Source organism: Streptomyces sp. NPDC059201, assembly GCF_042754585.1.
In the GTDB taxonomy this organism is placed as follows: Bacteria; Actinomycetota; Actinomycetes; order Streptomycetales; family Streptomycetaceae; genus Streptomyces.
Map to the genome: position 1 here is coordinate 120798 of NZ_JBHZBB010000010.1, position 18217 is coordinate 139014.

Genomic DNA, 18217 nt, shown 5'->3' on the forward strand with positions numbered 1-18217 from the left:
GGTCGCTCACGCACGGGGAGCCACCAGCCCGAACTCGTAGGCCAGGATGACCAGGTGGATGCGGTCGCGGGCGGTGAGCCTGGTGAGCAGCCGGGCCACATGGGCCTTGGCGGTGGCCGGGCTGATGAAGAGCTCTCCGGCGATCTCCTGGTTGGACAGGCCACGCCCCACGAGGGTGAGGACCTCCCGCTCGCGGTCGGTGACGGCCGGCGGCAGCGGGCGGGGCGCGGCCGCCTGCGGGGCCGGGTGGGGCCGCTCGGCGAAGGCGGCGATCAGACGTCCTGTCACGGCGGGAGCTATCAGGGCGTCTCCGGAGGCGACCACCCGGACCGCGCCCAGGATGTCGTCGAGGTCCATGTCCTTGACGAGGAAGCCGCTGGCTCCGGCGCGCAGGGCTCCGAAGACGTTCTCGTCGTCGTCGAAGGTGGTGAGGACGAGGACGCGGGCGCCGCTGGGGCCCCCGGTGATGAGCCGGGTCGCCTCGATGCCGTCCATGCCGGGCATCCGTACGTCCATGAGGACGACGTCGGGCCGGGTCTCCTCGGCCAGGGCGACGGCCTGCGCGCCGTCCGCCGCCTCCCCGACGACGTGCAGGTCGGGGGTCTCAGCCGCCAGGAGGCGCAGCGCGGTCCTGATCAGGGGCTGGTCGTCGACGAGGAGCAGCCGGATGGGGGTGGGGTTCATGGTGTCCCTTCCGGGAGGGGCAGGCGGGCGGCGACCCGGAAGCCGCCTTCGGGCCGGGGTCCGGCGGTGAACTGGCCGCGCAACAGGGTGGCCCGCTCCCGCATGCCGGTGATGCCGTATCCGGCGCCGCCGGCCCGGGCGCGGGCTGCGGGGCCGTGGCCCTCGTCGAGAATCTCGACGCTGAGGGCGTCGGGCCGCAGGTCCACGACGACCTGGCAGCGGTCGGTCCCGGCGTGTCGTACCACGTTCGTCAGTCCTTCCTGCACGATCCGGTAGGCCGCGAGCTCGACGTCCAGCGGCAGGGGGCGCGTGTCGCCGCGCCGCTCCAGGCCGACGCGGACGCCCGCGTCGGCGGTGGTGGTCACGAGCCGGTCGAGGTCCGCGAGCCCGGGGGCGGGGTCGCGGGGCGCCGACTCGGGGTCGTCCGCCCGCAGGGCGACGAGCATCCGGCGCAGTCCGGCGAGGGTCTCCTTCCCGCTGCTCTCTATGGCGCCGAGCGCGCGGACCGCCTCGTCGGGGCGGGTGCCGGCGACCCGGCGGCCGACGCCCGCCTGGATGGCGATGACGCCGATGCTGTGGGCGACCATGTCGTGCAGTTCGCGGGCGATGCGGAGCCGTTCGGCGGTGACGGCCTCGGCGGCCGCCCGGGTCCGCAGTTCCTCGGCGTGCTCGCGCCGCTCGCGCAGGAGGTGACCACCGGTGCATGCGAGCGCGATCATCAGCGCGAGGACGACGAGGTTCGATACGTAACCGTCCGAGCCCGTATGGCTGTAGGCGAGGGCCGTGGCCTGGCCGGCGAGGGCCGCGGCGGCGCAGACGAGTGCCGTGCGGAGTCTGCGGGTGGCGGCCACGTACCCGACGGCGAGGTCGGTGACGACGGCCTGGACCTGTCCGAGCTGCCAGCCGGTGTCCGTGCCGGGGCCGTACAGGGCCGCGAGCCGGGAGGCCGCGGTCACCGCCGCCGGGAACGAGCCCGCCAGCAGCACCGCGAGCGCCACCACCGGTCTGCGCAGGAGCAGCGGCAGCAGGAGCACGGAGAGCAGCGCCGGCAGCACGAGCCGACGGCCGCTGGGTTCGGCGGTGTTGAGCACCGCGACGTACAGCAGGACAGGGTGGGCGAGCGCGGCGGCCCAGGTCAGGGCGCCGGACACGGCCGGGTGGACGGTCATGCGGCGATCCTAGGAAGCTCCGGGCCCGCCGCGCATCGGCCCGCGGGCTTACACCCAGGGGTGACATCGCGGGGCCGGGAATTCGCCCGCGGGCCGATGCGGGGCACGTGGCCGGGGCGGCAGCGTGGAAGCGTGATCGAAGCGAACGAACTCACGAAACGCTACGGACCCGTCACCGCGGTCGACCGGCTGAGCTTCACCGTCCGGCCGGGCCGGGTGACCGGATTCCTCGGCCCGAACGGGGCCGGGAAGTCCACGACGCTGCGGATGGTGCTCGGCCTGACGACCCCGACCGCCGGGGTGGTCACGGTCGGCGGGCGCCCGTTCCGCGACCGGCCCCGGGGGCTGCGCCACGTCGGCGCGCTCCTCGACGCCCACGAGGTCCACGGGGGCCGCACGGCCCGGGCCCATCTGACCGCGCTCGCACGGGGGAACGGGCTGCCGGCCCGCCGGGTCGCCGAGGTGCTCGGGGCCGTGGGGCTCGAGAGCGCGGCGGACCGCCGGATAGGCGGCTTCTCCCTCGGCATGAAACAGCGCCTGGGCATCGCCGCCGCGCTGCTCGGCGATCCCCCGGTCCTGCTCTTCGACGAGCCGCTGAACGGCCTGGATCCGGAGGGGGTGCGCTGGGCGCGGGGCCTGTTCCGGAGCCTGGCGGCGGAGGGGCGGGTGGTGCTGTTGTCGAGTCACCTCATGCGGGAGATGGAGCACACCGCGGACGAGCTGATCGTCGTCGGGCGCGGGCGGCTCGTCGCCGACGAGTCCCTGGAGTCCTTCGCGGCCCGCAGCGGACTGCGCGGAGTCACGGTCCGCACCCCGTCGCCGGACGCGCTCGCGGTCGCGCTGCGTGAGGAGGCCGGGGCGGTGGTCCGGGCCGAGGACGACGGGAGCTGGACGGTGACCGGCGCGACCGCCGAGCGGTTGGGCGACCTCGCCTGCGCGCACCGGGTGCCGCTGCACGCCCTGACCCCGCTGGCCGCGTCCCTGGAGGACGCCTTCCTGGAACTGACCGCCGACCGCGTCGAGTTCGGAGCGACCCGATGACCACGTCCCTTCCCGTCCGTCTCCCGCCGGCCGAGGCGCCGCCCCGGTTCCGGCATCCGCTCGCCGCCGAGTGGACCAAGCTGTGGTCCCTGCGGTCGACGCCGCTCGTCCTCGGTGTGGGCGCGCTGGTCGTCACCGGCATCAACGTGAACGCGGCGCGGTCGAACGCCGACCGGCTCTCCGAACTGCCCGAGGTGGCGGGGCTGGCGTACGACCCGCTCGGAGCGGCCTTCGTCGATCCGGCGTGGCAGATACTGATGGTGATCGCCGCCTGCCTCGGCGCGGTCGCGGTCTCCGGCGAGTACACGACGGGGCTGGCCCACACCACGTTCACCGCCGTGCCGGACCGGCGGGCCGTCGTCATGGCGAAGGCGGCGGTGGTGACGGCGGTGACGCTGGTCCTCGGCACGGTCGTCGCGCTCCTGTCCTTCGGGCTGACCCAGGCGCTGCTGAGAGACCACGGCGGTCTCTCCCTGGCCGATCCGGGGGCGCTGCGGGCCGTCGTGGGCTCGGCCCTCCTCGCCCCCGTGTGCGCGCTGACGGGGATGGCGGCGGGCGCGCTCGTCCGGCACGCGGCCGGCTCGATCGTCGCCGTGATCGGGACGCTTCTGCTCCTTCCCGCGCTCTTCCAGGGAGAGACCTATCGATGGGTGAAGGAGACCGGCAATCTCATGCCGCTCAGCGCGTGGTCGGCGCTGGTCCGCAATCCGGCCCGGCCGGTGCTGGAGGCGTACCCGGTGACGGTGCCCGAGGCGTGGGCCGTCCTGGGCGGCTGGGCGGTCGCCGGGTTCCTCATAACCGTGGTGGCGGTCCGTCACCGGGACGTCTGACGCGGGCCCGGCCGGGCCCGGGCTGGACCCGGCCGGGAGCGCCAGGCCGGACTGGAGACCCCGGGCCGGACTCGGCCTAGCGGAAGCTGCGTTGCGGGAGGATGCGCCGGGCCTCCAGTTCGGCGGCGACGAGGGCGGCGTATTCGATGGCGCCGCGGACCGAGGTGTGGGTGTTGTCCCGCTTCTCGGTCGTCAGGTAGAGCGCCTTGGACGCCTCGGGGCCGAGCTGTTCGACCCGGGCCCGGGTCAGGGCGGTGAGGTCGATCAGCGGGGTGCCGAGGGAGGTGGAGAGGGCGCGGATCTCGGCCGGGTGGTCGACGCCGAGGCCGTTGACGAGGAGGGCGGTGCCGTTGTTCAGGGTGCCGTCCGCGTTGAACCAGCGGCGGACGACGGGGGTGACGAGGACGGGTTCGCCGCCCTGGGCGCGTACCCGCTCGACGAGGGTGGTGAGGTTGGCCCGGTAGGTGGCGGCGTCGGTCTGCTTGTCGTTGTGGGCGAGCTGGATGAGGACCGGGTCGCCGGGCCGGATCCGAGCCTCGACGCGTTCGAAGAGGGCGGGGTCGGCGAGGAAGGTGACGGTGCTCTCGCCGGAGTCGGCGTGGTTGGCGACGGAGACGCCCCGCTTCAAGTGGACGGGGAGCTGCTGGCCCCAGCCGGTGTACGGGTCGGCGGCCTGGTCGCAGACGGTGGAGTCGCCGATGAGGAAGAGGCGGGTCGCGGTGGGTGCGGGGGTGACGCGGAGGGAGGTGACGCGCGGGGCGGCGCCGCCGAGCAGGAGGTCGAGGCCGGAGGTTCCGGCGGGACCGGTCGGCTCGCCCTCCGGGTCGCGGACGTCGACGGTGAAGGAGCGGCGGACCCGCTCGCCGGCCCCGGTCGGGGTCTCGGCGAGCAGGGCGCGCCGGGTCTCGCCGCTGATGGCGGTCGCCCCGGCGGTGTCGCCGCCGAGGGTGACGGTGACGTCGTAGGTGCCGGGGGCGATGTCGAAGTGGCAGGCGAGGGTGCCGGTCGCGGTGGCGGCGCAGTGGTCGAGGCCCTGGCCGTGGGAGTGGCTGGGGGAGGTGCCGTGGGAAGGGCCGGCTGGGGAGCGGTCGGCGTGGGCGGTGGGTGCGGTGGCGGCGAGCAGGGCGAGCACGCTCGCCGCGAGGGCGGTGGTCCTCTTCATCGGGGGTCTCCGGAGGTCACGCGGGGAGGTGGTCGCCGACGAGGGCGAGGTTCTGGATGGCCGCGAGGCCGTAGAGGGCGGTGGTGTTGGTGCTGATCCAGAGGTGTTCGTAGCCGGGTTCGAGGGCGGCGGGGCCCTGCACGGGCGTCTTGTCCCAGACCATCGCGGAGGTGTAGCCGTCGCTCTTGTCGAACTTGGCCCAGGCGCGCTGGGCGAGCTTGGTGTCGTTCAGCTGGGCGGCGGCGTAGGCGTCCTGGCGGGAGTGGCCCTGGAAGAGGAGGAGGGTTCCGAAATTCTTGCCGTAGCGGGCGGCCTGTTCGGTCTTGGAGGCGTTGAAGTAACGGCAGTAGTCGAGCCAGGCGGCCTTGAAGGCGGGCTGGTCGATGAGGTCGATGAGTTCGGCGCACATCTCGACGAGGCCGAACATGGCGGAGAGGTGGGAGACGCCGACGGCGGGCTCGGTGGCGACGGCGAAGCGGCCGGTGTCGAGGTCGTAGAGGCCGGTGCCCTGGACGAAGCCGTTGGGCTGGGCGGCGATGGTCTCCATGGTGGAGCGCAGGCGGGCCTCGGCCTTGGCGGCCTTGGGGCCGCCGCGCTCCCACTCGGTGAGCCAGGCGGCGGCGAGTCCGCTCCAGTCGGTGCCGAAGCCGATGGAGAGGGCGTGGCGGTCGGGGGTGTAGGGCTCGGTGCGGATCTTGCGGATGGGGTCGAGGGCGAGGAAGGTCTCGTCGGAGTCGACCAGGTCGTGCATGAGGTCGCCGACGCGTTCGTCGGCGGTGAGGAAGTAGTAGGGGCGGCGGTAGACGGCGGTGGAGATCCGCTGCTGCTTGGCGCTGTCGGCGAAGTGCTGGACGCCGTGGCGGGTGCCGAGGCCGGCCCAGGTGCCGAGGTGGTAGACGTCGACCTCGCCGGTGTGGCGGGTCATGGCCTCGGCGAAGCGGAAGACGTCGGCGCGGCCGGAGCGGAGGTAGGCGTACCAGAGCCACAGGTCGGGCGAGAGCTCGGAGTTGTCCCAGGCGTAGCCGCCGATGTCGTACCGCCACTGGTGCCGGTCCTCGTCGTAGGTGTGCATGATGTCGCCGTAGTCCCAGAAGCCGTACCAGCGGCGCTGCTCGGCCTGGTCCTTGTAGTAGGTGAAGAGGTAGTCGAGGCGGTCCTCGATCCTCGCCCTGGCGGGGGTGGAGCGGTCGACGGGCGAGAACAGTCCGCCGAAGACGCGGGCCCGGACGAGGTCCTCGGGGCTCGCGGCGAGCTGCGGCGGGACGCGGACGGCGGCGGCCTGGGCGACGAGGGCGGCGGTGGTCGGGGTGGAGGCGTTGGCCCAGAACATGAGCTCGCTGGTGCGGGCGATGCCGTAGGGGGTGCCGAAGCCGGGCTCGTAGTCCTCGTAGGTGATGTTGAGGCCCTCGATCTGCTCGGGGAAGGTGTCCTGGCCCATGCCGTCGTGGTAGAAGCGCAGGTCCATGGGCTGGGCCTCGGGGGACCAGAGCCAGAGGGTGACCTCGGCCTCGTCGCCCGCGGCGCCCCTGATGTCGAGCTGGGCGGGGTGCTTCTGCCAGAAGTCCCGCAGGCCGAAGGAGAGTCCGCCGCTCGCGCCGCCGACGTAGCCGAAGCCGTTCGCGCGGCGGCCGCCGCCGGCGGGGATCCAGCCGTGGCCGGGCTTGGTGCGCTTGCGGATGCCGAAGCCGTCGGCGGAGAGCTGGGAGAGGGTGTAGTCGCCCCAGGTGGGGATGTACGCGAGGCGGCTGGTGACGCGCTGGTCCCAGGTGGCCGGGTCGGGCAGCTTCTCGCCCTTGACCTGGGCGGTGCGGACGGCGGCGCCGGGGTCGCGGCGCAGGCCGGTGATGCCCTGGACGGCCTCGGTGAGGAAGCCCGCGTCCTCGCCGGCGAGGCGGATGTGCCGGTCGTGGAAGGCGTCGCGCATCGGGACGGAGAAGCGGACGCCGAGGCCGCGGATGAAGTCCTTGTCCTGGTCGCCGTCGAAGGTGATCGTGTGGATCATGCGGAGGGCCTCGGAGCCGGCGTGGAAGTAGAGCCGGATCGAGAAGGGCAGCCAACTGCGGCTTCCCTTGCGGTGCTTGCCGTCGATCCGGACGACGGCCCGGACGGGTCCGGACTGTTCCACGACGGCGCCGGAGATCTCGCCGTCGAACCGCTCCCACTTGGCGTTGCCGTGGTCGCCGTCGTCGAGGTCGCTCTGCCGGAGCAGCACGAGCCGTCCGTCGGTCGCGATCTTGACGCCGTCGCGGGTCAGGGACTCGACCAGCTTGCCGCCGTCCTTGCGCAGCACCGCCCTGACGACGCCGGTGTCGACGGTGATCCGGCGGCCGGAGTCGGTGACGGTGACGGTCTTCGCGCCCGTCGCGGGCACGCCGGGGGCGAGGGAGTAGCGTTCGGCGCCGGCCGCCTCGGGGCCGACCGCGTGGGCGGTCCACTTGAGGGAGCCGTCGGGCCAGCGGGCGGTGGTCCACGTCTGGACGGGGACGGGGACGCCGTCGGCGGTGGTGAGCGCGAACTCCCGGTCGCCCGGGTGCACGCCCCTGGCCCAGGCGACACCGAAGGTGGACCCCCCGGCGGCCCCGAGCCCCCCGGGCTCCAGCCACCCGATGCTCGCGGGCCGCTCCTCGGCGACCGCCTCGGCGGAGGGCGCCGCCTGCGCCTCGCTCCGGCCGAGCACCCAGCTGAACTGAGCGGCGGCACCGGCGACGGCAGCCGCCTTGAGAAGGGAACGACGAGGTATCGAAGACACGGAGACTCCTTTCGAGGGCATGCCGAAGGCATGCCTGCGGGAGGGGTGGGGAGCGGGGACCGACGCGGCTGGCGCTCGTGCCGGACGGCGGAAGGGTCAGGCGTGCGCGGGAGCGGTGCCCGTGCGGTGTTCGGCGGCCAGGGTGGCGGCCGGGAGGAGGCCCAGGGCGGGGAGGGCCAGGGGGGCGGAGAACCAGGCCGAGGCGGCCACGACGGCCAGGCCGCAGATGATGAGGAGGGAGCCGGGCGGGTCTTGCAGGGAGCGGCGCCCGGCGGCGGGAAGGAGGGTTCGCCAGGAGGCGCCCGGGCGCCAGGCGGTGGCCGCCCGGAGCAGGGTGACGGTCGCCCAGAGCGCCGCGAGGATCGCCAGGGCTCCGGCCGCGCGGCCGCCGGGCACCGGCAGCGCGCGTACGAGGGAGAGGTCGGCCAGGACCACGGCGAGCGTGGCCGCATAGCCCAGGCCCGCCGCCCAGCCGCCGCCGCGCAGGGCAGCGCGCAGGTCGGCCGCGAAGGAGCGTGCCCCCGTCTCCTCGCCCTCGACCGAGCGCCGCAGGTGCCCCGCGCCCGCGGCGAGCGCCGCCGGCAGGGTGACGAGCGGGAGCGCGGCGACGGCGATCCACACCCCCGTCAGGAGGCACTCGGCGAAGACCCCGAACCGGGCGAGGAACCGCGCGCCGCGCACCGGGGCTCCGGCGGCCGTCACTTGAGCCCCGAGGTGGCCATGCCGTCGATGAGGTACCGCTGGAAGGCGAGGAAGAACGCGACCACGGGCAGCAGCGCCACCAGGGACATCGCGATCATGCCGCCGTAGTTGGCGACGCCGTCCTGGTCGACGAACATCTTGAGGCCGAGCGAGACCGTGTACTTCTCGGGTTCGTTGAGGTAGATCAGCGGGCCCATGAAGTCGTTCCACGCGTTGATGAAGGTGAAGATCGCGCTGGTGATGAGCGCGGGCCGGCAGAGCGGCAGCACGATCGACCAGTAGGTCCGCAAGTGCCCGCAACCGTCCAGCCGCGCCGCCTCGTCCAGCTCCTTGGGCAGGGCGCGCATGAACTGGACCATCAGGAAGACGAAGAAGGCGTCCACGGCGAGGTACTTGCCGAGCAACAGCGGCGTGTACGTGTTGATCAGGTCGAGCTTCTGGAAGAGCACGTACTGCGGGATGAGCAGCACGTGGTACGGCAGCAGCAGGGTGCCGATCATCAGCGTGAAGAGCAGGTTGCGGCCCGCGAAGCCGATCTTGGCGAAGGCGTAGGCGGCGAGCGAGCTGGAGATCAGCACGCCGACGACCGAGGCGAGCGCCAGGAAGAGCGAGTTGCCGAAGAAGGTGGAGATGGGGATGTCGGCGATGCCGTCGGCGAGCCGCCGGTAGTTGTCGGTGATGGGGTCCGTCGGGAGGACGTTCACGCTGCCGACGATCTCGTCGTTCGGCTTGAACGAGCCGCCGATCACCCAGATCACCGGGTAGAGGACCACGGCGAGGACGGCGAGCGAGCCGAGGTGCCAGGCGGCGGAGCCGGCGTTCCACCGCCGTGCCCCGGTGCGGACGAGGCTCATCGGCCCCCCTCCTCGTAGTGCACCCAGCGCCGCTGGGACCAGAACAGGACCGCCGTGACCAGGCCGACGGCGAGCAGCAGCATCCAGGCCATCGCGGAGGCGAGGCCCATGCGGCTGTTCTCGAAGCCCTGGACGTAGAGGTAACAGGTGTAGACGAGCGTGCCGTCCGCCGGTCCGCAGGCGTTGCCCTGGCTGCCGATGATGTAGGCGGAGCCGAAGATCTGGAAGGAGTGGATGGTCTCCAGGAGCACGTTGAAGAAGAGCACCGGGGAGATCATCGGCAGGGTGATGCTCCAGAACCGGCGCCAGGGTCCGGCGCCGTCCATCTGCGCGGCCTCGTACAGCTCGCGGGGCACCTGCTTGAGCCCGGCGAGGAAGATGACCATGGGGGCGCCGAACTGCCAGACGGTGAGCGCGATCAGGGCGTAGAGGATCCGGTCGGGGTCGCCGATCCAGCCGCCGGGGTCGAGGCCGATCAGTTGCTGCGCGCGGTCGACGGGGGCGTCGTCGGCGAAGAGGGCGCGCCAGACGATGGCGATGGAGACGCTGGCGCCGATGAGCGAGGGGGCGTAGAACGCGGCCCGGTAGAAGCCCTGTCCGCGCCGGCTCTGGTTGAGGAGGACGGCGACGGCGAGGGCGGCGGCGAGTTTGAGCGGGGTGCCGAGGACCACGTACCAGCCGGTGACCTCGACGGAGGTGCGCCAGCGGGGGTCGCCGAACATCTCGGTGAAGTTGTCGAGCCCGATCCACCGGGGGGCGTCGAAGAGGTTGTAGTCGGTGAAGGCGAAGTAGAGCGAGACGGCCATGGGGCCCGCGGTCAGCAGCAGGAAGCCGGCGATCCACGGGGACATGAAGAGGTAGCCGGCGAGGTTCTCGCGGGCGGTGCGGGACCGGGGGGCGCGGCCCGCCGCCGGGCGGGGGCGCCCGCCGCCGGGGGCGGGGGCCGTTGGCGCGGTCCCCTTCCCCGGCGGTGCCGCTTCCGGGGTGTCCGGGGCGGCGGGGGTCGGTACGGTGCTCACGGGGGCGTCCATCAGGAGGAGAGGGCCGTCTTCGCCTCGGTGAAGTACTGCTTCACCGCGTCGGGGACGCTCCGGGTGCCCAGGGACATCTCCTCGGAGAGGCGCAGGAAGGCCGCCTCGCAGACGTCGGCGCCGGCCGGGTGCGGGGTGATCGGCTCCAGGACGCGGGACTCGACGAGCTGCTTCTCGTACGCGGCGATCTGCTGGCCGACCTCGTCGGTGGGCACGTAGGCCGCGTTCTGGGCCTCGGTGGCGGGGACGCCCCGGTCGTATCCCATGATCGTGCCGACCTCGGGGTCGTGGACCATGAAGTCGATGAACTGGGCGACCTCCTTGGGGTGCTTGGTGCGCTTGGAGGCGCTGAGCATGAGCGAGCCGAGGTACTGGCCGGTGCGCTTGCCGTCGGTGGTGGGGATGGGGGCGAGGCCGTACTGGCTCTTGCCCTCGGCGGTGTAGCGGACGGCGAAGTTGTCCCAGGTGAACTCGCAGCCGGCGAGTTCGGCGGTGACGGCGGACTTCGGTTTGGCCTGGATGGTCTTCTTGGGGTCGGCGTAGACGCCGGACTTCAGCCGCTCGGACGCCTTGGTCCACCAGTCCGTCAGATCGGCCTCGGTGAAGCCGAGTCCGGAGGCGGTGAAGAACGCCTTGCCCTGCTGGCGCAGGTACATGTCGTAGAGGTACATGATGCCGTACGGCCCGGCGTCGCCGGCCCTTCCGGCGGTCTCCTGGATCTTCGCCAGGGCGTCGTGGTACTCGTCCCAGGTCCAGCCGGGCTTCGGGGTGACCTTGGCCCTGTCGAAGACGGCCCGGTCGATGACGAGGGCCATCGAGTTGCTGCCGACGGGGACGCCGAGCAGCTTGCCGTCGACCTCGCCGAAGGTGTCGAGTCCGGCCCGGAAGCCCTCCATGCGGAGGTTCCCGGCCTCGACCTGCCCGCGCAGGTCGAGGAGGACGTTCTTGGCGTCGTACTTGCGCAGGAAGCCGATGGCGTTCTGGAAGACGTCGGGGGTGTTGCCGCCGGACGCCTGGGTGTTGAACTTCTTCCAGAAGTCGGCGTAGGGCTGGAAGTCGGTCTTGACCTTGATCTTCGGGAACTTCTTCTCGAAGAGGGCGATGGACTGGTTGATCCGCTTGGCGCGGTCGTCGGAGCCCCACCAGGTGTACCGGATGGTGACGGTGCCGTCGCCGCCGGCCGAGTCGGAGCCGCTTCCGCAGCCCGCCGCGGTCAGGCCGAGTGCCGCCACCGAGCCACCCGTGATCTTCAGCAGACTCCGACGGTCGACAGTGCCTTGAGTACGCACAGTTCGTCCTCCCGCGCGTGATTAGAACGTTTCAGGAAAGCGCTTGCTGGGTCACCGTAGGGTTGCCCGTCAGCCACGTCAACGCTTCGGACAGGATCTTTCGAAGCGCTTCGAAGAGGCGGTGGACGCCCCCACGATGAAAGGATTCAAAGAGAGGGATGCCGAGAGGGATGCCCAGAGGGGGTCAGGCGAGCCGGACGACGTTCCACGACATCGGCTCCAGGACGGCCCTCAGCACCCCGTCCGCGAGCCGCGCGCCGGCCACCTCGTGGGGCACCACCCGGTCGGGTTCGGCCAGGGTGTTGCACGCCTCCGGATCGGCGTCGGCGAGCGCGCTGTGCTCCACCACCCGCTCCAGTCCGCAGCCCCGCAGGGCCACTTCGAGCGGCAGCGCCCTCTCCCGGTCGCGGTTGACCGCGAAGACCGTCACGCTCCCGTCCTCGGCCCGCACGGCGGTCGCGTGCAGCAGCGGCACCTCGCCGTACTTCTCGGTGCGGTACCCGGGCGAGACCGGGCGCACGTCGAGCACGGTCCCGCGTCCGTACCGCGCGGCCTGGGCGAAGGGGAAGAAGGTGGTCTGCCGCCAGGCGGGACCGCCGGGCTCGGTCATGATCGGCGCGATCACGTTCACCAGCTGGGCGAGGCAGGCCACCGCGATCCGGTCGGCGTGCCGCAGCAGCGTGATGACGAGCGAGCCGAAGACGACGGCGTCGGTGACCGTGTAGACGTCCTCCAGGAGGCGCGGGGCCTCCTGCCAGTCCTCGAAGGGGTGCGGGTTGGGGCGGCGCTGGTACCAGACGTTCCACTCGTCGAAGGAGAGCGTCAGCCGCTTGTCCGACTTCAGCCGGGCGGCCACGTGGTCGCAGGTGGCGACCACCTCCTCGATGAACGCCTCCATGTGGACGGCGGAGGCGAGGAAGGAGTCGCGGTCGCCGTCGGTCTCCTCGTAGTAGGCGTGCAGCGAGACGTGGTCGACGACCTCGTACGTCTCCGCCAGCACCGTCGCCTCCCAGGACGCGAAGGTCGGCAGGTCGCGCGCGGAGCTGCCGCAGGCGACGAGTTCGAGGTCCGGGTCGATCTGGCGCAGCGCGCGGGCGGTCTGGGCGGCGAGCCGTCCGTACTCCTCGGCCGTCTTCTGGCCGGTCTGCCAGGTGCCGTCCATCTCGTTGCCCAGGCACCACAGGCGGATGCCGAACGGGTCCTTGTCGCCGTGGCCCGCCCGCAGGTCGGAGAGGGCGGTGCCGCCGGGATGGTTGGCGTACTCGACGAGGTCCATCGCCTCGGCGACGCCCCGGGTGCCGAGGTTCACCGCCATCATCGGCTCGGCGCCGGGGCCGAGCTTGCGCAGGAAGCCCATGAACTCGCTCAGGCCGAAGCGGTTGGACTCGGTGGTGCGCCAGGCGACGTCGAGCCGGCGCGGGCGGTCCTTGGCCGGGCCGACGCCGTCCTCCCAGCGGTGGCCGGAGACGTAGTTGCCGCCGGGGTAGCGCACGACGGTGACGCCGAGCTCGCGCACGAGGTCGAGGACGTCGGTGCGCAGGCCGTCGGCGTCGGCGGCGGGGTGGCCGGGCTCGTACACGCCGGTGTAGACGCAGCGGCCCAGGTGCTCGATGAAGGAGCCGAAGAGGCGGGGGTCGACGGGGCCGACGGTGAAGTCGGGGTCGAGGGTGAAGCGGGCGGTGCGGGCGGTGCGCTCGGGACGTGACACGCGAATCCCTCTCGTTCGAAATTTCGACCAACGGTCGTATGTCCGAACGAGAACGTAGGAGGGGAGCTCTCGGGCGTCAATGGACCACAGCCCACAGCCCCCACGCCCCCCGGACCGCGGTGAACGCGCGCGGGAAACCCGAAGGCCGGGCGGGCCCCTTGCGGGGTCCACCCGGCCTCGTCGTACGCGGAGCCCCTCGCGCGGGGCGGGCTGTTATTCGAGCAGCTCCGCGTACGAGCCCATGGCCAGGGCGATGTCCGCCTGGGCCCAGAAGCGGTGGTAGGTGAAGACGGGGGCGGCGCCGCCCGCCAGGTACGCCTCGATCTTCGGCCAGGCCGGGTCGTCCTGGTAGAAGGAGCGGATCGAGGCGAAGGTGGAGGTGGAGTCGACCTTGTCGCCGTTCGGCATCACGCCGGTCCAGCCGCTCGGCACGTACACCGGGTCGTCGAAGCGGTTGTAGTCGGCGCGGGTCTCCGCCACGGCGATGCCCAGCGGGTCCTGGTGGTGGTCCCACATGCCGTCGAGGAGGGCCTTGGCGACCCGCTTGGCCTCCGCGTGGCCGGACTTGGCCGCGTAGTAGGTCAGGGTCTTGGCGTAGGCGGCGGCGACGCCGACGTCGTTGGTGTAGTCGGCGACGGTGACGTGCAGGCCGGTGTTGGCGCCGGGGTTCGCCGCGTTCCAGGTGTCCGGGGCGCCGGACCACTGGAGGGTGGACGGGATGCGGAAGGTGCCGTCCGGGTTGACGGTGGTCTTCGACAGCGCCCAGGAGACCCACTTGTCGAGGACGGTCTTCGCCTCGGCGTCACCGGTCTGCTGGTAGTACTCGGCGACCCGCTCCATCGACCACGCCTGGAAGCCGAACCACTGGTTCGACGCCGGGTCGTGGTAGACGGGCTTCTCGTCGTAGTACATGCCGTGGAAGGTCGGGGTGCCGGCCGGCGGGGTGGCGTAGCGCCCCTGCCAGCTGTTGGTGGCACCGCCCGCGATGGCGCCCTCGGACGACTGGAGCCAGCGGTAGAACTCCAGCTGCCGGTCGAGGCTGGTGGCCCAGTCCGTCTGTCCGGTGGCCGACTTGGGCTTGAGCGGGGCGTACTCGCTCAGCGCGTAGGCGGCGAGCGGGTTCTGGTAGCCGCCGTGGGCGTGGCTGGAGCCGATCCGCCAGGACCAGCCCGCCGAGGTGTCGGTGGCGCCGCCCCAGGCGTAGTACCAGGACATCAGGTAGTGGGCGCTGTTCTTGCCGGTGCCGGCCGGGCAGGCCGTCGGGCCGACGCAGTTCCCGACCTTCTTGAAGTACTTGTCGAACATGGCGTACCGCAGGTAGTCGCCCATCTTGGCGGCCTTGCCGATGGTGCCGGCGACCTGGTCGCCCTTGCCCTGCTGCTTGGCCCACAGGTCGGCCCAGTAGGCGGCCTGGACCGCGCGGGCGTCGGCGTCGGGGGCGTTGGTGAACTTCCACTGCTTGGCGTAGGAGGCGTCCCCGGTGAACAGGTCGAGGTAGCCGTTCTTGCCGCCGTAGGAGAAGTTGTCGCAGGTCGGGTGGGTGACGGTCTCCCAGACGGACTCCTGCGGGCCGCGCTGGAAGGTGTTGACGTAGGAGGGGCCGGTCGCCGTCGGTCCGGCGGAGCACTTGCCGGGCTCGTTGCCGAAGCCGTAGACGTTGTCGACGTCCTGGATCCAGTGCATGCCGTAGATGTCGTCGGTGCCGTACGTGCTCTTCAGCTCGCCGGCGATCGGGTCGGAGCCCGAGGTGACGCCGCCGTCCAGCTTGGCCGGGTACTGGGACGGAAGGTCCCACTCGGGGGCGTAGGTGGCGGGCTTGGAGGCGTTGTACGTGCCGGTGGTGGGCGTGTCGGCGTGGGTGGGGATCATGTACTTCTCCATGATCGTCCACGCGCCGTTGAACTTGCTCCAGTCACCGGTGATCTTGCCGTACATGGCTTCCAGCCAGATCAGGTAGCTGTACGCCTCCGAGGTCGTCTGGTGCCCGTGGTCGGGGGCCTCGACGATCAGGGTCTCGACGGAGTGGTACGGGATGCCCTCGGGCGAGAAGTAGCCGTTGGCCGGGTTGGTGATCTTCCCGTACATGTCGAGGAAGCGGGCGTCGTACGTCGAGTTCGCGGCCAGCTGCGTGACCGAGACCTCGGCCTTGGCGTGGCCGGGTGCGGTCGCGCCGAAGACCGCCACGCCGGTGCCGGTGGCGGCGGCGGTGACGGTCACCTTCTGGGCGGTGTTCCAGTTCGCCGGGGTGAAGGTGAGCGTGGCCGGGCTCGCGGTCAAGTTGGTGTTGCCCGAGGTACGGGCGACGGTCACCGTGACGTTGGACGCCGGGGCCTTCGAGAGCTTGAGGTCGAAGGTGCCCGTGGCGCCCTGGCGGACGGTCAGCGCGCCCGGCGTGACGACGAGCGCGGGGCCGGCCGCGACCGTGATGCCGACCGGCGCGGACTCGGCGGAGGCGCCCTGGCTGTCGTACGCCTTGGCGTAGAGCGAGTGGGCGCCGGTGGCGAGACCGGCCGCGCTGTGGATGAAGGGCGCGGTGGTGTCGGTGCCGAGGAGGGTCGTGTCGCTGTAGAACTCGACCTTGTCGACGGTGGCGCCGTCGGCCGCGGCGGCGGTGGCCGCGAGCGGGACGGCGTCGCCCTGGCTGTAGACCGCGCCGGGGGCGGGGCTGGTGAGGACGGCGACCGGCGGCTGGTGGGCGCCGGCGCAGGAGGTGCCGTTGACGGCGAAGTTCGTCGGGGCGGCGTTGGCGCCGCTGTACGTGAACTGGCCGCCGGCCGTGACGGCGGCGCCGGGGGCGACCGTGCCGTTCCAGCCGGCGTTGGTCACCGTCACGTTCTTCCCGGACTGGGACCAGACACCGCTCCAGCCGTTGGTGAGCTTCTGGTCACCGGCGTAGGAGTAGGTGAGGGTCCAGCCGTTCAGGGCGTCGGATCCCCGGTTGGTCAGGGTGAGTTCGGCGGTGAAGCCCGAACCCCAGTCGTTGGTCTTGTAGTCGACGCTGCACTGCACGGCGGCGGCCTGCGCGGTGCCGGTGCCGGCGCCCGCGGCCAGCAGGCCGAGGGGGAGGGCGAGTGCGGCGGTCAGGGCGGTCAGGTGCCTGCGTGGGCGGCGTGGTCTCAGGCGTGGCATGCGGGTGGATCTCCTCGCGGCTCGGGAGGTCGGGTGGTGCGAAGAGCGGACAGTTCGGGGGGTGCGTGAACAAGCCGTGAACCAGTGGGAGCGCTCCCACTGTGCAAGCGTGACGCAACCACGTCAAGACGTGTGAAGAGTCGAAGGCAAACGACGAGCAATTTCCTCAACTCCTCTTTTGCTTGGCTTCGGTAGCCGCTACGGTCTGCCCCGACCAGTGGGAGCGATTCCATCCAGTCGGCACGCCGTAGGGGGCGTGCCCTCGCTGTGAGGACTCGCTCATGCGACAACCCCCACGTCCCACCGCGCTGCTCGCAGGAGCAGCCGTCATGATGGCGAGCACCGCGCTCGCCGTCGTGGGTACGGCCTCAGGAGCCGCGGCCGCACCCGTCTGCACCGTGGAGTACTCGGTCACGAACCAGTGGACCGGAGGCTTCCAGGGTGCCGTCACCGTCACCAACAACAGCACCGCGCTGAACGGCTGGAGCCTCGGCTTCGCCTTCCCGGCCGGCCAGCAGGTCAGCCAGGGCTGGGGCGGCAAGTGGACCCAGTCGGGCGCCGCGGTGACCGTCGCCAACGAGAGCTGGAACGCCCAGCTCGGCTCCGGCGCGAAGGCGACGACGGGCTTCATCGCCTCGTGGACGGGGGCCAACACGGCCCCCACCTCGTTCACGCTCGGCGGTGTGCCCTGCAATGTGGACGGGCCGACCACCCCGCCCACCAGCACGCCTCCGACCACCCCGCCCACGACTCCCCCGACCGATCCCCCGACCACTCCGCCCACGACTCCACCGACCACTCCCCCGACCACCCCGCCCACCTCGCCGCCGCCGACCCCGGTCACCGGCGCGCCCGAACTCACCGTCACCGGAAACAAGTTCACCGACCAGAACGGCGCGGTCCGCCGGCTCCTCGGCGTCAACCGCTCCGGCGGCGAGTTCATGTGCGTCCAGGGCCACGGCATCTGGGACGGTCCGGCCGACGACGCCTCCGTGAAGGCGATCGCCGACTGGAAGGCCAACACGGTCCGCATCCCCCTCAACGAGGAGTGCTGGCTCGGCCTGGACAGCATCAAGCCCGAGTACCGGGGCACCAACTACATCAACGCCGTCAAGGACCTGGTGAACAAGGTCCTGGCCCACGGCATGACCCCGGTCGTCGAACTGCACTGGACGTACGGCCAGTACACCGGCAACTCCTCGGGCTGCGGCGACGTGCACGCCTCCTGCCAGAAGCCGATGCCGAACGCGCAGTACACCCCGGCGTTCTGGACCTCGGTCGCGAACACCTTCAAGAACGACAAGCGCGTCGTCTTCGACCTCTTCAACGAGCCCTATCCGGACCGGGCGACCTCCACCGCGACCCAGGCATGGACCTGCTGGCGCGACGGCGGCACCTGTCCCGGCATCGGGTACGAGGTCGCCGGCATGCAGGACCTGCTGGACGCGGTCCGCGCCACGGGAGCGAAGAACCTCGTCCTCGTGCCCGGCATCGCGTACTCCAACGACCTCAGCCAGTGGCTGACGTACCGCCCCACGGACCCGGCGCAGAATCTCGGCGCCGCCTGGCACGTCTACAACTTCAACACCTGCTCCACCGAGACGTGCTGGAACGACACCCTCGCCCCCGTGGCCGCGCAGGTCCCCCTGCTGGCCGGCGAGATCGGTGAGAACACCTGCGGACACGCGTTCATCGACCGCGTCATGAAGTGGTTCGACGACCGCGGGCTCTCGTACCTGGGCTGGACCTGGAACACCTGGAACTGCAACTCCGGTCCCGCGCTGATCAGTTCGTACGACGGCACACCCACCGCGTTCGGGATCGGGCTGCGCGACCACTTGCGCGCGCTCGCCCCGTGACCCCCGCCAG

13 protein-coding genes are annotated in these 18217 nt (G+C 71.9%); 3 read left to right on the forward strand and 10 right to left on the reverse strand.

Going from position 1 to position 18217, the window contains the following annotated elements:
• Positions 1-6 precede the first annotated feature (6 nt).
• Complete coding sequence (locus ACFXMG_RS28665; protein WP_383828872.1) at positions 7-684, reverse strand: response regulator; 678 nt, start codon at positions 682-684, stop codon at positions 7-9.
• A complete protein-coding gene (locus ACFXMG_RS28670; protein WP_383828874.1) occupies positions 681-1853 on the reverse strand; it encodes a sensor histidine kinase in 1173 nt (390 codons plus the stop codon). Before ACFXMG_RS28670 ends, ACFXMG_RS28665 begins: the two co-directional genes overlap by 4 nt.
• Before the next feature lie 132 nt (positions 1854-1985).
• Between ACFXMG_RS28670 and ACFXMG_RS28675 the strand changes: the two genes are divergently transcribed.
• Positions 1986-2894 (forward strand): ABC transporter ATP-binding protein, encoded by a 909-nt coding sequence (locus ACFXMG_RS28675; protein WP_383828876.1) that lies wholly within the window; start codon positions 1986-1988, stop codon positions 2892-2894.
• A complete protein-coding gene (locus ACFXMG_RS28680; RefSeq protein WP_383828878.1) occupies positions 2891-3724 on the forward strand; it encodes an ABC transporter permease in 834 nt (277 codons plus the stop codon). Before ACFXMG_RS28675 ends, ACFXMG_RS28680 begins: the two co-directional genes overlap by 4 nt.
• Before the next feature lie 76 nt (positions 3725-3800).
• Here ACFXMG_RS28680 and ACFXMG_RS28685 read toward each other — a convergent pair whose 3' ends face one another.
• The 8 genes from ACFXMG_RS28685 to ACFXMG_RS28720 all read right to left on the reverse strand — a co-directional run bounded on the left by ACFXMG_RS28685 (position 3801) and on the right by ACFXMG_RS28720 (position 16348).
• Positions 3801-4886, reverse strand: a complete 1086-nt coding sequence (locus tag ACFXMG_RS28685; protein WP_383828880.1) for a rhamnogalacturonan acetylesterase — start codon at positions 4884-4886, stop codon at positions 3801-3803.
• Positions 4887-4902: 16 nt separating this feature from the next.
• Positions 4903-7635 carry a Tat pathway signal sequence domain protein gene (locus tag ACFXMG_RS28690; protein WP_383828882.1) on the reverse strand — a complete coding sequence of 911 codons (2733 nt, stop codon included), beginning with the start codon at positions 7633-7635 and terminating at the stop codon, positions 4903-4905.
• Positions 7636-7731: 96 nt separating this feature from the next.
• On the reverse strand, positions 7732-8337 hold the full coding sequence (locus ACFXMG_RS28695; RefSeq protein WP_383828884.1) for a hypothetical protein: 606 nt from the start codon (positions 8335-8337) through the stop codon (positions 7732-7734).
• Entirely contained in the window at positions 8334-9191 is an 858-nt protein-coding gene (locus ACFXMG_RS28700) for a carbohydrate ABC transporter permease (protein ID WP_383828886.1), read from the reverse strand. Before ACFXMG_RS28700 ends, ACFXMG_RS28695 begins: the two co-directional genes overlap by 4 nt.
• Positions 9188-10222 (reverse strand): ABC transporter permease subunit, encoded by a 1035-nt coding sequence (locus tag ACFXMG_RS28705; RefSeq protein ID WP_383828888.1) that lies wholly within the window; start codon positions 10220-10222, stop codon positions 9188-9190. Before ACFXMG_RS28705 ends, ACFXMG_RS28700 begins: the two co-directional genes overlap by 4 nt.
• Complete coding sequence (locus ACFXMG_RS28710; protein WP_383828890.1) at positions 10222-11511, reverse strand: ABC transporter substrate-binding protein; 1290 nt, start codon at positions 11509-11511, stop codon at positions 10222-10224. Before ACFXMG_RS28710 ends, ACFXMG_RS28705 begins: the two co-directional genes overlap by 1 nt.
• Positions 11512-11695: 184 nt before the next feature.
• On the reverse strand, positions 11696-13219 hold the full coding sequence (locus ACFXMG_RS28715; RefSeq protein WP_383828892.1) for an alpha-N-arabinofuranosidase: 1524 nt from the start codon (positions 13217-13219) through the stop codon (positions 11696-11698).
• 213 nt (positions 13220-13432) lie between these two features.
• The gene (locus ACFXMG_RS28720) at positions 13433-16348 is read right to left on the reverse strand and encodes a glycoside hydrolase family 48 protein (protein WP_383828894.1); all 2916 of its coding nucleotides are present in this window, start codon (positions 16346-16348) and stop codon (positions 13433-13435) included.
• A gap of 281 nt (positions 16349-16629) precedes the next feature.
• Between ACFXMG_RS28720 and ACFXMG_RS28725 the strand changes: the two genes are divergently transcribed.
• Positions 16630-18207: a cellulase family glycosylhydrolase gene (locus ACFXMG_RS28725; protein ID WP_383828896.1), complete on the forward strand. Its 1578-nt coding sequence runs from the start codon at positions 16630-16632 to the stop codon at positions 18205-18207.
• Positions 18208-18217: the final 10 nt, after the last annotated feature.